Source organism: uncultured Roseovarius sp. (assembly GCF_947489715.1).
In the GTDB taxonomy this organism is placed as follows: Bacteria; Pseudomonadota; Alphaproteobacteria; order Rhodobacterales; family Rhodobacteraceae; genus Roseovarius.
Map to the genome: position 1 here is coordinate 39,320 of NZ_CANLER010000014.1, position 14,073 is coordinate 53,392.

The 14,073-nt window shown below is 54.2% G+C and carries 12 protein-coding genes; 10 read left to right on the forward strand and 2 right to left on the reverse strand.

Annotated elements, in window-relative coordinates:
• The first annotated feature begins 5 nt into the window (after positions 1-5).
• From Q1B27_RS22940 to Q1B27_RS22970, 7 genes are all read left to right on the forward strand, one after another.
• Positions 6-839 carry a class I SAM-dependent methyltransferase gene (locus Q1B27_RS22940; protein ID WP_299851991.1) on the forward strand — a complete coding sequence of 278 codons (834 nt, stop codon included), beginning with the start codon at positions 6-8 and terminating at the stop codon, positions 837-839.
• A 4-nt stretch (positions 840-843) separates the two neighbouring features.
• Positions 844-1,761, forward strand: a complete 918-nt coding sequence (locus tag Q1B27_RS22945; RefSeq protein ID WP_299851914.1) for a hypothetical protein — start codon at positions 844-846, stop codon at positions 1,759-1,761.
• Between the two features lie 1,319 nt (positions 1,762-3,080).
• Entirely contained in the window at positions 3,081-4,802 is a 1,722-nt protein-coding gene (locus Q1B27_RS22950) for an ATP-binding protein (RefSeq protein ID WP_299851917.1), read from the forward strand.
• Positions 4,799-6,136 carry a sigma-54 dependent transcriptional regulator gene (locus Q1B27_RS22955; protein ID WP_299851920.1) on the forward strand — a complete coding sequence of 446 codons (1,338 nt, stop codon included), beginning with the start codon at positions 4,799-4,801 and terminating at the stop codon, positions 6,134-6,136. The genes Q1B27_RS22950 and Q1B27_RS22955 overlap by 4 nt, the downstream gene beginning before the upstream one ends.
• A 129-nt stretch (positions 6,137-6,265) precedes the next feature.
• On the forward strand, positions 6,266-7,258 hold the full coding sequence (locus Q1B27_RS22960) for a TAXI family TRAP transporter solute-binding subunit (RefSeq protein WP_299851923.1): 993 nt from the start codon (positions 6,266-6,268) through the stop codon (positions 7,256-7,258).
• 74 nt (positions 7,259-7,332) lie between these two features.
• Positions 7,333-9,516, forward strand: a complete 2,184-nt coding sequence (locus tag Q1B27_RS22965) for a TRAP transporter fused permease subunit (protein WP_299851926.1) — start codon at positions 7,333-7,335, stop codon at positions 9,514-9,516.
• The gene (locus tag Q1B27_RS22970; protein WP_299851929.1) at positions 9,513-9,947 is read left to right on the forward strand and encodes an acyl-CoA thioesterase; all 435 of its coding nucleotides are present in this window, start codon (positions 9,513-9,515) and stop codon (positions 9,945-9,947) included. Before Q1B27_RS22965 ends, Q1B27_RS22970 begins: the two co-directional genes overlap by 4 nt.
• 255 nt (positions 9,948-10,202) lie before the next feature.
• Here Q1B27_RS22970 and Q1B27_RS22975 read toward each other — a convergent pair whose 3' ends face one another.
• Together Q1B27_RS22975 and Q1B27_RS22980 are read right to left on the reverse strand one after the other, a co-directional pair.
• Entirely contained in the window at positions 10,203-11,591 is a 1,389-nt protein-coding gene (locus Q1B27_RS22975) for a HAMP domain-containing sensor histidine kinase (protein WP_299851932.1), read from the reverse strand.
• A complete protein-coding gene (locus Q1B27_RS22980; protein ID WP_299851935.1) occupies positions 11,578-12,252 on the reverse strand; it encodes a response regulator transcription factor in 675 nt (224 codons plus the stop codon). The genes Q1B27_RS22975 and Q1B27_RS22980 overlap by 14 nt, the downstream gene beginning before the upstream one ends.
• 179 nt (positions 12,253-12,431) lie before the next feature.
• Between Q1B27_RS22980 and Q1B27_RS22985 the strand changes: the two genes are divergently transcribed.
• From Q1B27_RS22985 to Q1B27_RS22995, 3 genes are all read left to right on the forward strand, one after another.
• A complete protein-coding gene (locus Q1B27_RS22985; protein WP_299851938.1) occupies positions 12,432-12,881 on the forward strand; it encodes a CBS domain-containing protein in 450 nt (149 codons plus the stop codon).
• 22 nt (positions 12,882-12,903) lie between these two features.
• Positions 12,904-13,155, forward strand: coding sequence for a hypothetical protein (locus Q1B27_RS22990; protein WP_299851942.1), 252 nt, complete (start codon positions 12,904-12,906; stop codon positions 13,153-13,155).
• A gap of 101 nt (positions 13,156-13,256) precedes the next feature.
• Entirely contained in the window at positions 13,257-14,012 is a 756-nt protein-coding gene (locus Q1B27_RS22995; RefSeq protein ID WP_299851946.1) for a carbonic anhydrase, read from the forward strand.
• Positions 14,013-14,073: the final 61 nt, after the last annotated feature.

Below are 14,073 nucleotides of genomic sequence, written 5' to 3' on the forward strand. Positions count from 1 at the left end.
CCGATATGACCGATACCAACCTTACCGCACCCAACCACCATGGCGCCATCATCCGACACAGGCATTTCGGCCTGGCCATCCCGGCCCTGCAATGGGTGCCGGCCCCGCGCTACCTGATGCGGCGCGATGTCATTCTGAACCTGGCGCAGGGGTTCGCGCCCGGACGGCTTCTGGAAATCGGATGCGGGGCGGGCGCCCTGCTGGACGATCTGGCCGGCATGGGATTCTCGGCGGTGGGCGTTGATCAGTCGCCGTCGGCCCGGCGCATCGCCACATCGCTTCTGGTCGAAACTCCCGCCGCCGAAATCCGCGAAACCTGCGACGGGTTGGCGCCGGAAAGCTTTGATCACCTGACTGCTTTCGAAGTGCTCGAACATATCGAGGATGACCTGGCCGCGCTTTCCGACTGGGCGCGCTATCTGAAGCCGGGCGGTGCGCTGATGGTTTCGGTCCCCGCGCATCCCGAGCGCTGGAACCCGGCGGACGCCTGGGCCGGGCACTACCGGCGTTATCGGCGCAGCGATCTTGTGGAGCTAGTCGAAAAGGCCGGGTTCGAGGTCGTGAAGGTGCAGTGCTACGGCTTTCCGCTGGCCAATATCATGGAACGCCTGAGCGCCCGGATCTACGACAACCAGACCGCCAAACGCGGCGGCAACCAGATGAAGCAGGACGAACGCACCGGTGCCAGCGGCTCGGACCGCAGCCTGCTGACCAGCATCTGGCCGATCTACAGCTCGCCGCCCGGAACGCTGGCGATGCGGTTGCTCTGGAAGATCCAGAAGATGTTTTTGAACGGCGACCGCGGGATCGGCTATCTCGTCCTCGCCCGCAAGACCTGACTCGATGGCCGCCGCCCTGCGCTATATCGGAACCGCCGCCGCGCTGATCTTCATCGGCGTCATTCTGGTGCGCCATGCGGGCGACATGCCGGTGTTCGACCTTGGCTCCGGCAGTACCTGGCTTGCATTGTCGGGCGGGTACACCCTCTATTTTCTGTCGCAGATCGTCGGCGCCGCGGCTTGGAGGGCGACGCTGAACATCCACCACACAGCCCTGCCGCGGGCCCGCGCCGAAAGCCAGCTTCTGGTATCTCAGATCGGGAAATACATCCCCGGAAACGTGGCCCATCTTCTGGGGCGGTTCGGGCTGGCGCGCGCTGATGGGGTGCAGTCTGCCGTCATCGCATCATCGCTGCTGCTGGAGGTCGGTTTTCTGGTTACTAGCAGTGTTCTGATCGTCGGCGTGCTGCTGCTGATCAAGCCCGATTTCATCGCCGCGATTACGACGAACGTTCCCGAGACCTGGCTGAACAGATCGGCCGTGATGATTTTCTTCGCGCTTCTGGCCGGTATTGCCATCGGCCAGTTCCTGATATGGCGCAAGGCCGGGAAACCAAAGCTCGTTTTTTCAAAATGCGTTGCCCCGCTGCTGCTGCATGGCTTCAACTTCATGCTGTTGGGAGTATCACTCTGGTGTGTCGCGCGGGCAATCCACTCGGAAGGCGACGTCAGCCTGCTGCAGTGCACGGCGATCTTCACCACTGCCTGGGTCACTGGTTTTCTGATACCGGGCGCACCGGGTGGGGTCGGCATTCGGGACGGGATCATCGCCTTGGGCCTCGGGCTTTTCATTGGCCAGGGCGCCGGTCTGGGCGCAGCGGCCGCGCATCGCGTAATCTCGGTTCTGGGGGATGTCAGCGTCTTCGGGCTGGGACTAGTCTTGCGCCGAAACCGGCGCAACGAAGTGCAGAAGTCTGCGTAGGAACCCCGTAACAATTCTACTTGGTTGCAACATAGGGTGGATTTTTACCATTAAAGGACATCCGACTAGAAGCCAGAGGGTTTATCCAAGAGCCTTATACAAGAACCCGCACAATAGGTGATTCCAGTTGCAGTTTCTACGACGGACCCGCCGCTGAGGCGAGCGCATCGGAAGTTCTGATTGTCCTGGGGTCCCGGTATTGGCGGCTTGAAACTTTCTGCAGTTCGCGTGAGCGACCACAATCTACACCGCAATGCAAATAATAATTTTCAGCGGTGCAGCGAAAATTAGGCACTTCTGAAATGAGCTCGAACCGCCTTGCGGTGGCGCAGCGATCCGCGATGCTGTCGCGCACTGAGACCGGCCAATCGCCAGATACCGCACTTACCGGCGAACTGTCAGCAAATGCACAGGTTTCTCGAATTATCACAATGATGGTGTGCCGTTCGTTATCTGGCAGCGGGCATTCCGGCAGGGGGCAGTGATTCATCGCTCGGAGCCCAGATTACCGGATGCTGCGCTTTGTACGAATGTCGGCTAAGCCCGTCGGGCGATACATTTGATCTCAACAATGGCGCCCCCACGAACAAAGCCCGCAACCTCGATTGCCGTCCACGTAAGAAAGGGCTCTTGGACATACTTGGCTCGAATGCTCTTGAACTGGTCGAGGTGGTCACGCAGTCCTACGTGGTAGCTCGTCATCTCGACGAGGTGCTGGAAACCCAGTCCGCCTACCTAGTGAGGCCATGGCTTTGTCGTGATTGTTTCTATCGCGCAACGGAGGCCTCGAGGTTGGTCTCCGCGGCATTCTGATTGGGGCTGCATTGTTAGTGTAAATGAGGATAATCGCTGTACGAACCTGCGTTGTCGTGGTTAGCCAATTGATGAGACTCATGCTCAAAAAAGTTGTTTGTTTTTATAAGGCGTTTGGTAATGTTGTTCGTGAGATGGCTACCTTTACTATGAGATGGTCACCTTAACCTTGAAACCGTTTTCGACCTTCCGGAAACTGAAAAATACAATGAATATAACAGTTTATAGATATTCATCCTACGATAAGCTTTACCAAATTAGCGTATATGGGCCGCAGTACAGATGAGTCTCATCAATTGGCTAACCATGACATACGGGGCCAGTTTTTGGTCTCTAATCTCTGTCTAAGACTATCAGGTTTGTGATCATTCCCGTTGATGACGACGGGCGCTCGTCTCAGCGAGGAGACCCTGCGGAAATCCGCAGAGACGATAATCTGACTCCTATTCGCGCCATTTACACCCCGCATCGTCCTGTACCACAGTGTTCATCAGGGAGAGCCTTTGATGGAAGAGACCGACATTGATAGTCCGAACGGGCACATGCGCAAAAGCGTGCTGGGCGCTTTGATCGCGACTGTTTTAATCGCAACCCTGGCAACTTTTCTCGGAGCACATCGATATTTCGAACGGCTTGAAACAACGGCTGCGTCCAGCCGGATGGAACTATACCTGCGTTCCTTGAATGAAACATTACGTCAGCACCAACACATGCCCTTCGTGCTGGCAGGAGATCCACGCTATTCCAGCGCCTTAGACCCTGGCGCAGTAGAGCCAGAAACCAATGCCCGGCTTTCGCAACTCGCGAAGCAGGCTAAACTTGAAGCGATCTATTTGATGGATGCCTCGGGCGCGGTGCTGGCGGCATCAAACGCTGGCCTGCCGAACAGCTTTCTTGGGCAGAACTATGGGTTTAGACCATATTTCAAACAAGCACTTGCGGGTCAGCGCAGTGACTATTTTGCAATCGGGGCAACCTCTGGACGGCCTGGGTATTTTGTTGCCGAGCCAGTGGCCTTTTCCTCGGGGTCACAACAAGGCGTCATTGCTATCAAGCTTGATGTCAGCGAATTGCAGCGCTCTTGGGAGAGCGGCGATGAGACAGTCGTCGCGATTAACAAAGACAACATCATTGTTCTCGCCTCGAACCCGGACTGGCTTTATCGACCTATCATTGACCTTACGCCCGACGTCCGACAGGCGATCCAGCAAAGTCGGCAATTCGGGAACGAACCGCTCCCGCACCTGGATTGGACCGAAAGCGGCGATACAAAAATCACGATCGAAGGGACTGCTTATATTGCAGCTAGGGGACAGTCGGATTGGCGGGACTGGTCTGTAGTCTACCTGCATCCCGCATCCAAGATTACACGTCAAACCCTAGTGGCGACGGTAGTGTTCGGGAGCTTGATTGCGCTCTTGGTAGGCTTTGCAACGTTCCTGCGCTCACGCAGAATAGCTCTGGCATACGCCGCATCAGAACGCCGACGCCTGGCGTTGACACAAACAAATCGCCAACTTGAGCAGGCGCAGGCCGAGCTAGCGCGGAGTGCGAAATTATCGGCACTTGGGCAACTTGCAGCCTCTGTCACACATGAGTTGGGTCAGCCCATCAGCGCCTTTCGCAACCACCTTGCAGCCGCAGAGATTGGCGGTGAAATAACCTCGCCCAGCACCGCCAAAAGCCTGAATAAGCTGGTCGAGCGGATGGAAGCCATAACAAAACAGTTCAGATACTTCGCCCGCGGAAGAGCAGGTGACAAAGCGCGCGTTGATTTTGCTGACATACTTGGCGAGGTCGGAAATCTTCTAGGCGCCGATTTTGAGGCCTCAGGCGTTGGCTTGTGCATCACCCCTTTGGTGTCTCCCACTGAAGTGCAAGCCAACAAGGTGATGCTGGAACAGGCGCTTACCAACCTGCTGACCAACGCTTTACATGCAGTTGAAAACGAACCCAGCCCCGTGGTCAGCGTTGCAGTGACATCTGCGAACAATCGGATTGAGGTCCGGATTTCCGACAACGGCCCGGGCCTTGACGGGGTTGATCTCGCGGACCTTCAGGAGCCATTTTTCAGCACCAAGCCGTCCGGTATCGGGATGGGTCTTGGTCTGGCAATCGCAACTGAGATTATCAAAGATCACGGTGGAGAATTGACTCTTGAACCGTCTGCCGAGGGGGCGGAGTTTTTCTTTTCGCTGCCCGTTTTAGCGCGTGGAGAGGCAAAATGAACAAGGCCCGGATACTTGTCGTGGATGATGATCGGGAGATGCGTGCGTCCCTGAGCCATCTTTTGGAGAGTGCTGGTTATGACGTCCTACTTGCACAGGACGGCCCTCACGGTCTTGACGCGGTTCGCTCCGGTTCGCCTGATGCTATCCTGAGCGACGTTCGCATGCCCAGTATGGACGGTCTGCAGTTTCAGCTGAAGGTCAGGGATATCAACCGGGTTCCTGTGATCCTGATCACCGCGCACGGAGATATTCCCATGGCCGTCGCCGCGCTGCAGGATGGGGCGTATAGCTTCGTCGAAAAGCCGTTTGAACCGCGTCGATTGCTCGGAATACTAAAAAACGCGGTCCAGATGAAGCAACTGATAGATAATACTACGATGCTGAAAGATCGTTTGGCAGAACTAACTGATTTGGAGCGGATACTGATAGGCAACAGCCCGAAGATTGCCGCAGTCAGGGATATGATTTTTGATTTTGCGGCGAGCAAGGCAAGTGTCTTAATCCTTGGTGAAACAGGATCAGGCAAAGAACTGGTGGCACGCGCCCTGCATGATCTGGGCGAAACGCCGTCAGCCCCCTTTGTCGCTGTAAATTGTGCTGCAATCCCGCCGGAGCGCTTTGAAGAAACCGTTTTCGGGACACGCGAAAATCCAGATGGGCTGATGAGTGGCGCAAATGGCGGCACGCTGTTCCTGGACGAGTTGGGTTCGATGCCCTTTGATACGCAATCAAAACTACTGCGCGCAATCGAGACCAAGCAATATCAGCGCATCGGAGACGCGCAGATGCAATCCGTCGACCTACGCGTAATAAGTGCCGCTACTGAAGACATTTTGTCAGATGCAGAGGGCCCGGGGTTTCGCGAGGATTTGCTTTTTCGCCTGAATACCTTGGTCATTACACTTCCAGATCTGTCTGATCGCGGAGAAGATGTGTTGTTATTGTTCCGCCATTACCTGGTTCGCCTCAGCCAGCTTTACGAGTTGCCAACGCCTGAGCTCACCCCCGATGATATTGCGGCGTTGATGTCATACCATTGGCCCGGCAATGTGCGAGAATTGCAAAACGTGGCAGAGCGCCGTGTCTTGGCCGAACGGCGCGGAGGTGGATCTGTGCGCCGGGCAATTGCGCTTCAGAGCTCTCAGTCATCCGTCCCAGATACGCTGCGCGAAGCTGTAGCCGCGTTTGAGCGGGAACTGATCGGACGCGCCATCAAAGAGGAAGATGGGCGTATGGACAATGTTGCCGCTTTGCTGGGTATAGGACGGCGGACGCTGAACGAGAAGATCGTGAAACTGGGCCTCGATAAAGACGCTCTGTTAAGCGGTTAAGCGCGGCCTGCGGAAAACCGCAGGCGCAATTCTTTCAAACGCGCGAATTGTTTCATACCGCGCTAGACGGGTGTTCTCCATGAAGGGATCAGTTCGACTTTCGAACTAGAATCCTAGGGAGGAAAACCGATGAAAATGTTGAAAGCGCTGGTTCTGGGCGCAGGTCTTATTGCGTCCGGTCATGCTTACGCTGAAAACGCCGACTATGTGTTGAACACAGCGTCCACTGGCGGCACGTACCACCCGGTTGGTACGGCGATCTCAACCTTGTCAAAAATCAAATTGTTGCCAAAGGAGAATTTCTCGCTGACGGCAGTGAACTCGGCTGGTTCGGGCGCAAACGTACAGGCTCTTTCAGCGGGCACGGCAGATTTCGCGATCTTGCAGGGCCTTTACGGCTCCTACGCTGTAACCGGCACTGGCCCAATCAGCGAACCGCAAACAAACCTGCGCTCTGTCTCGATGCTTTGGCAAAACGTGGAACAGTTCGTTGTTCCCATCGACAAAGCCGCGACCGGCACGGTCTCTGACCTCAAGGCGTTGACAGGTATGCCGGTCGGCATGGGCAAAGAGAACTCCGGTACAATGGGATCAAACAAGGTTCTGTTATCCGGCTTGGGCCTCGCACTTGAAGACTTCACGCTTGTGTCCGCAGGATACGGTCCGACAGCCGATGCGCTGGCAAACGGTCAAGCGGTAGCCGCTGGCATCCCCTCTGGCCCGCCCACTGGTGCGATCACCAAGCTTATGGCGTCGAACGAAGGCAAATTCACCATCCTCGATGTGACCGATGAAGAAGCCGCTGCCATGAACGATGGTCGCAATCTCTGGGTGCCTTACACAATAGCGGCAGGCACATATCCAGGTCAGCAAAAAGATGTGAACACGATTGCGCAACCAAATTTCCTGGCGGTGAATGCAAGTGTGGACGAAGAGCATGTCTACATGCTGACCAAAACCATGTTTGAAAACCTGCCCTTCCTGCAGTCGATCCACCCTGCCACCAAGGCAATGGCACTGCAAAAAGCGATGGCTGGCCTGCCAGCGCCTTTGCACCCCGGTGCCGCGCGCTATTACACCGAAATGGGTCTGGATATTCCGGAAAACCTCATCGCGCAGTAATTCGAAACTATGGATAGGGGCCGCCAAAACCTCAGCGGCCCCGGTTCATTCAGCGTCCGGGAGGGGACTTTGAAATGACTCAGAAACCAGAGTTTTCGCGGTCACCACGTGAAACCCTATTGGACATGCCACAAGGCACGTGGAGACCTCGTCAGTTCGTCCTGATCTTCGCGCTTATCTTTGCGATCTGGCATATCCTGACAAATGTCTACCTGACTGAACCGGGCCTTTGGCAGAATGCCATACACTTTGCGGGTTTTGCATTTATCGCATCTGTCACGCTTAGTCCTTGGGGCAAAAGGTCGGATGAAACCTGGGCCTGGGTTGTCGACACCCTATATGGCCTTGTTGTGGCCGCAGCTGCGTTATGGGTCGCATACGCGGAATCTGGCCTCTACGAAAGATCGCTTGCTGTGACGGGCCAGGGATGGCAGTTCACGCTTGTCGATTGGGCCGCGGGCCTATTGCTGATCTTTGCCTGTATTGATCTGTCACGCCGTGTCGCTGGTTGGGTCATCCCAATTCTGATTGTCCTGGCGCTCAGCTATATTTTGTTTTTTGGCACAATGCTGCCCGGCGTCTTTCGTGCCGCCAGCCTTCCATTGGATGATGTGTTGTTCCGCACACTCTACAACGACGAAGGCATGTTTGGCATCCTCGCGCAGATCTCCGTCGCGAACATCACTTTGTTCATGATCTTCGGTGGGTTCCTCGTTGTCTCTGGTGCAAGTAACTTTGTTATCGAGCTATCCAAGATTGTCGCTGGTCGGATCAAGGGTGGGGCCGCGTTCGTCGCTGTGATCTCCTCTGCGTTAACCGGCACAATCTCGGGGTCTGCGATCGCCAACACAGCCTCCACCGGAGTCATCACCATCCCATTGATGAAGGCCAATGGTTTTCGCCCCCAATTTGCCGCCGGAGTTGAGGCCGCGGCGTCTACCGGGGGACAGCTGATGCCGCCAATTATGGGCGCGGGCGCCTTTGTTATGGCCAGCTATACCTCCATTCCCTACGGCACGATTGTTGCGGTGTCAGTTGTACCCGCCATTCTCTATTTTCTCTCCGTCGCCTTCATCGTGCGCATCGAAGCTGTTAAATACGATACTGGTGCCGAGATGGATCTGACTGTTGACCGAGGCAAGCTGATCTCCGGCGGCCTGGTTTTTGTGATCCCGCTGGCTGTGATGATCTGGTTGCTATTGGCTGGCGTGACTCCGGCATACGCGGCCTGTTGGGCAATTGCGGCTGTGATCGTGACGTCCTGGGCCACAAGTATTCTGGCCCGGTTCGGCAAGAAGGGGTCGTTCAAACCTGTCGACATGGGTGCCGCAAAGATATCCGAAGCCCTGACCCGCGGCATCAGGTCTGCGGTGATGACGGCAATCTTGCTAACCGCCATCGGGATTATGAACAATGCCATTGTGACAAGTGGAGTCGGCAACGGGTTCTCGCTGATGATTGCACAATGGTCGCAAGGGTCGATGGCCCTGGCCATTCTGCTGATTGGTCTTGCCTCTCTGGTTCTGGGCATGGGGCTGCCGGTTACCGCAGCTTACATCATTCTGGCTATTCTCACGGCACCGGCGCTAGCGGGTATCATGGCCGATGGTCTTATCGTCGAACAACTGGTCACCGGTATTGCTGATCCAGCAAAGGCAGGATTGTTTTTCCTTGTCGAGCATCCTTTGACCGCACAGGTCTCTGAAGGAATGACTAGGGCCGAAGCCTGGGAACTTATATCAGCGGTACCCTTTGAGATCGCGGTGACCATTCGCCCCGTCTTGGTCGATCCAGCTTTGCAACTAACTCTCCTGTTGACCGCGCATCTGATCATTTTCTGGCTTAGCCAAGATTCCAACGTGACGCCCCCCGTTTGTTTGGCGGCGTTTGCGGCCGCCGGTATCGCCGGGTCACGCCCGATGGCGACGGGTTTCGAAAGCTGGAAGATCGCCAAGGGTCTCTATGTCGTTCCGCTTCTATTTGCCTACACGCCCCTGATCTCGGGTGACATTGCGCAAGTTCTGCAGATCGGATTCTTCTCGCTCTTTGGCATCTATGCGACTTACGCCCTGATTCAGTGGTATGCGGAGGGCCCAATTGGTTGGTTGAGCGTCCCGTTCTTCGTCGCAGGTGGCATCGGCGCTTATTGGCCATTGGCTTGGGTTCCCAATATCGCCGGATCTTTTGCGATTACCACCGCCATCATTCTTTCAGCCAAGGCGAGGAGAGCTGAAATAGCAAAGGTGAACAGCGCATGATCAAAGCAACAGCCGACAGGCTCTCAAGTGCTAGAGATCGCAGCAAACATGGGCGACAGCAGGAGGAAGGCATACTGGTCATTCGCACCATTGCAATGCCCGCAGACACAAACCCCGCTGGCGATGTATTTGGAGGTTGGTTGATGTCTCAGATGGATCTTGCAGCAGGAAATATGGCTGCCCGCGCGTCTCAGGGCCGAGGTGCGACAGTGGCCGTTGAAGCCATGCAATTCTTGCACCCTGTCAAAGTCGGTGACGAGGTGACTATTTACGCCTCTTTGCGTAATATTGGACGCACTTCGATACGAGTCCACGTTGATGTCTGGTCCCGTTCAAGGTTCGAAAAAGGGTCTCAGAAAGTGACGGATGCAGATTTTGTCTTTGTGGCGCTGGATGAACTTGGGCAACCGCGCGAATTGCCGGAGGGATAGCAACGTTAGGCTCGGGATGGCTCGGTTGATGCAACGAAATTACGCATTGGAATTTGCTGAGAGCAGCATCGTTTGATGACCGGTTCGCCGGTATCCACAGGGCCGCCGAACAACTGATGCTGTAGCATTCGCCAGTGCCCCATTGATAAAGCAGTCCTAGACCCCAAATCCCGCTCCACTAAGCGAGTAGATAGCTTTGTTACTATTTCGAAAAACGTAAACCGAAATGCTTGGGTTTCGCATTTTAGTTGATTCCTACAAATCTTGGCCTTTTCTGAATTCCGCGGCGATCGGGAATGCGACAGCAACTCTAAGACCAGGATGATTGTCATAGGCTCTGACAGTTGCTCCATGGTGTGTCGAAATTGCTCTTACAAGAGCGAGGCCCAGACCGTTTCCGCCCGATGTCCGACTACTATTTGTACGGAAAAAAGGATCGAAGATGTGGGCTCTAAATTCGTTCGGAACACCTGGGCCATCGTCGCCAACAATCAGTTTTGGAGTTACGCCCTCCAATCTTGTCACAAGTGTTACTGTTGTTCCTGCTGGGCAATGCTCGATGGCGTTGTTCACCAAATTGTAGGCAAGTTGCAGTAACATTTTGTGGTCAGCCCAAACCACAGTTTTTCTTTGCGCTTCGACAATAAGTTCAAGACGAATGCCTTTTTCCTCAGCGACAGCCAGAAAGGTTTCATGCATCTCCTCGGCGATGTCCTTGAGATCAACCAGGCTATAGTGTGTGCGTGCACTGGACGTTTCGATCCGAGTAATCCTAAGGATGGTGTCGAATACTGTTCCTAAGCGTTGCAGTTCAGCTTCCAGCTCTTCAAGGGACGTGCGCGGGTCTTCTTTTTGGTCGAGTTGGGCGAGCGCATGCTGCAATGCCATAAAGCTATGAGAAAGTGGAGTTTTCAGATCGTGGGCAATAGCAGCGACGGTGGATTTGGTCGTTGTCATCAAAGCAGAAAGCTGTTCGAGGTGCTTGTTTACTTGGAACGAGATTCTGTCGATCTGGTCGTTGTCTGTAGACACAGGTAATCGCGCCGTCATCTGGCCTTTTGACACCTGGTTGAGTGTACGCTCAATGATCTGCAGCTTGATAAGGCTACGACGGCTGAGCAAGTAACCTAACGCTAACGTTGCCAAGAAAATGACAACGCCAAACAATAATAACCCTTCGATCAAAGTCATCAGCGCGGCGTTTTTCGGTTCTAGCGATCGTCCAACAACAGTTTGGAATTTGCTGTATCGTGCTGCATTGAGGAGGTTCCCATCTTGCATGCCAGGGAAGCCGCGTCCTTGGGTTGATACGATGTGCCATCCTTCGAAGTCCGGGGCCGACGTAATGTTGCCTGCGAGAAAAAGTCCGGTTTCGTCAAAAAGGCCGATTAAATACCTGCGCGTGGATAACGGATTTTTGAGATGTTCGACGGCTCTATCCAAACTATCACGCCCGCCGTTTTTTAAGATTTCGTGCAGAAGGAACTGTTCTTCTAGAATTTGCTCTTCGATGTTTTGCTGGAGCGCGTTCTCGACGCGCTGGTAGGAAAACCAGCCAGCTGCCGATAGCACCAATCCAAAAAGCATTGCAGCATAAAGTGCTGCTCTAAAGGGCGCCCCGGCAAAAACGCTACCTTGGTCCATGCATGGAGTATCCTGTGTTTCTGATTGTGTGCAGCAAAGGAGTGTTGAATGGTTTGTCGATCTTTGTCCGGAGGCGGCTGATGTGGGTTTCTACAACCGTGGAATTGGGGTCAAACGTGTAGTCCCAAACCCGTTCCAAAAGCATCGTTCGGGTGACGACGCGGCCTGGGTTGCTCATAAATACTTCAAGTAAAGAAAACTCTTTGGTTTGCAACTCAATAGTTATCCCCTGACGTTTCGCTGTTCGCGTCAGCAAATCTAATTCAAGGTCGTGCACGACAAGGGTTGTTTGTTCAGGAGATCCCCGGCGCCGTGACAAAGCTTGGACACGCGCCAGAAGCTCTGAGAAATGGAAGGGTTTGACGAGATAATCGTCACCGCCCGCAGACAGTCCAATGACTCGATCATCAACATCGCCAAGAGCTGTGAGGAAGATTACGGGTGTTCCTAACCCCGCGCCACGCATTGCCTTCAGGACTGAAAGCCCGTCCATGCTCGGAATCATTCTGTCTAGGATGACAACGTCACAGTCATTGTAGAGGCAGAAGTTCAGCGCATCGCGCCCATCATCGAAAACCTCAACCTGATAGCCGCTTTCCTGCAGTCCGGTACGCACGTAATCCGAAGTTTTTTTGTCATCTTCTGCAAGCAGGATTCTCATTAAAACGGTCACCTTTTCTTGATTTTAGATGAGACGATACCCGCCTGGGACCATTCAAAGAACTTACAAATTTGTAAAGCTCAGGACAAACCCGCGTGAAGTCCGTGTGGTTGGGTGCAACCAGACTCGGCCGTGGCGTCGAGTCGGAAACGCTTCGATAGCTTGAAAGGCGATGAATCATGGCAACAGTTTCCGCTCTTATTGGAGGGCTTGAAACCTCCTTTTTCACGGAACCAGATGAAAACCTCCATGACTTTGCGGGCCGCCTGCTGGACCGACAGATGTTTGGTGCGATCGTGCGCGACAAAGACGGCGAGGTCGTCGGAATAATCACTGAGCACGATATGGTGCGCGAGGCATTTTTGAAAAACGCCCATCTCTATGACATCACCGTCGGTCAGGCGATGACCGAAAATGTCATTATGTGTCAGTCCTCGATTGGTCTCGGCCGAGCGCTCGCACTCATGGGCCAGCACAGGATCCGACACTTAGTTGTGAAGGAGGGAAATGCCGTTCTCGGTTTTGTTTCGATTAAGGACGTTCTCCAAAAGATCCATGCGGACGAACAACTCGAGATCTCGGTTCTACGGGACCTGGCGGGCATCAAACCTACAGTTGTTGCTGACTGAGACATTCAAAGGGGGAAGTCCCGTGACCGAAGACTATCTGATCGACGTCAGATCGGGTGACATGCGTCGCTTAATCTACAAGAGCGTCGATGGCGGTTCGCATCCACAATCACTGGCCAAAGCTCTTAACCTTTCGCAGAAACTCTCACGCGTGATCTCTCATCTTGGCCATCAGGCGCAGAGGCATGAGCGCGATCCTCCAAGACGAGATTTTGGACTGGACGGCGGAGCGTTTCACGCAGCTGGCGTCTTTAAATTCTGGCGGTTTCGTTAATGAACGACGGAAGGTCCGAGACCGACAGCTTCTTCTATGGAACTCCAAAATAGATCGGTGCTTCAAGCGCCACCAAACACTCAAGAAAAAGGAAAATGATAATGCAACGAAGACAAGTTTTGCGCGTGTTGGCAGCATGTCCAGTCTGCGCGGCGGCAGCAAAGTCTGCGATGGCAGGTACAGGCCATGAGTGGGGTTACAACGGTGATGTCATGCCAGACAATTGGTCTGAACTGTCCGAGGATTATCACGTGTGCGGAGCGGGGCGGCAGCAGTCGCCCATTGACTTGGCTGACGCGACGCGAGCTGATGTTGATGCAGTGACAACGCGCTGGCGCGCGGTCTCCGATTTCGAACTGGTTAATAACGGCCATACGCTTCAAGCCAATATGCCTAAAGGCAGCGTCTCGATTGTGAATGACAAGCCCTATGATTTGCTTCAATTCCACTTTCACCACCAAAGTGAACACACAGTGGATGGCGTGCGTTACCCTATGGAAGCTCATTTTGTGCACAAGTCGAACGATGGTGATCTGCTTGTGCTCGGCATTTTTCTTGACGAGGGTCAAGAAAATGACGTTCTGGCACCACTTTGGGCCGTGGCACCAACTTCAAAAGGCATAGCAAGAGTGGCAGCAGAGTTTCATCCACAGGATTTGCTGCCGCGATCTTCCTCACACTTCACCTACGCAGGCTCTCTTACTACGCCGCCATGTAGTGAGATTGTAACCTGGGTGGTTTATGAAGAGACCGCGCAAGCATCAAAGAAGCAAATTGCTGATTTCGCTGAAGTGTTTCCACACAACTATCGGCCGTTGCAACCTTTGAATAGGCGGCAGATTCTCCAAGGGTTTTAGGCGAGCTGCGACAAGCAATTGCGAAACTGACCGTAAGAGAGGGCCTGATTCAATCCGGCCC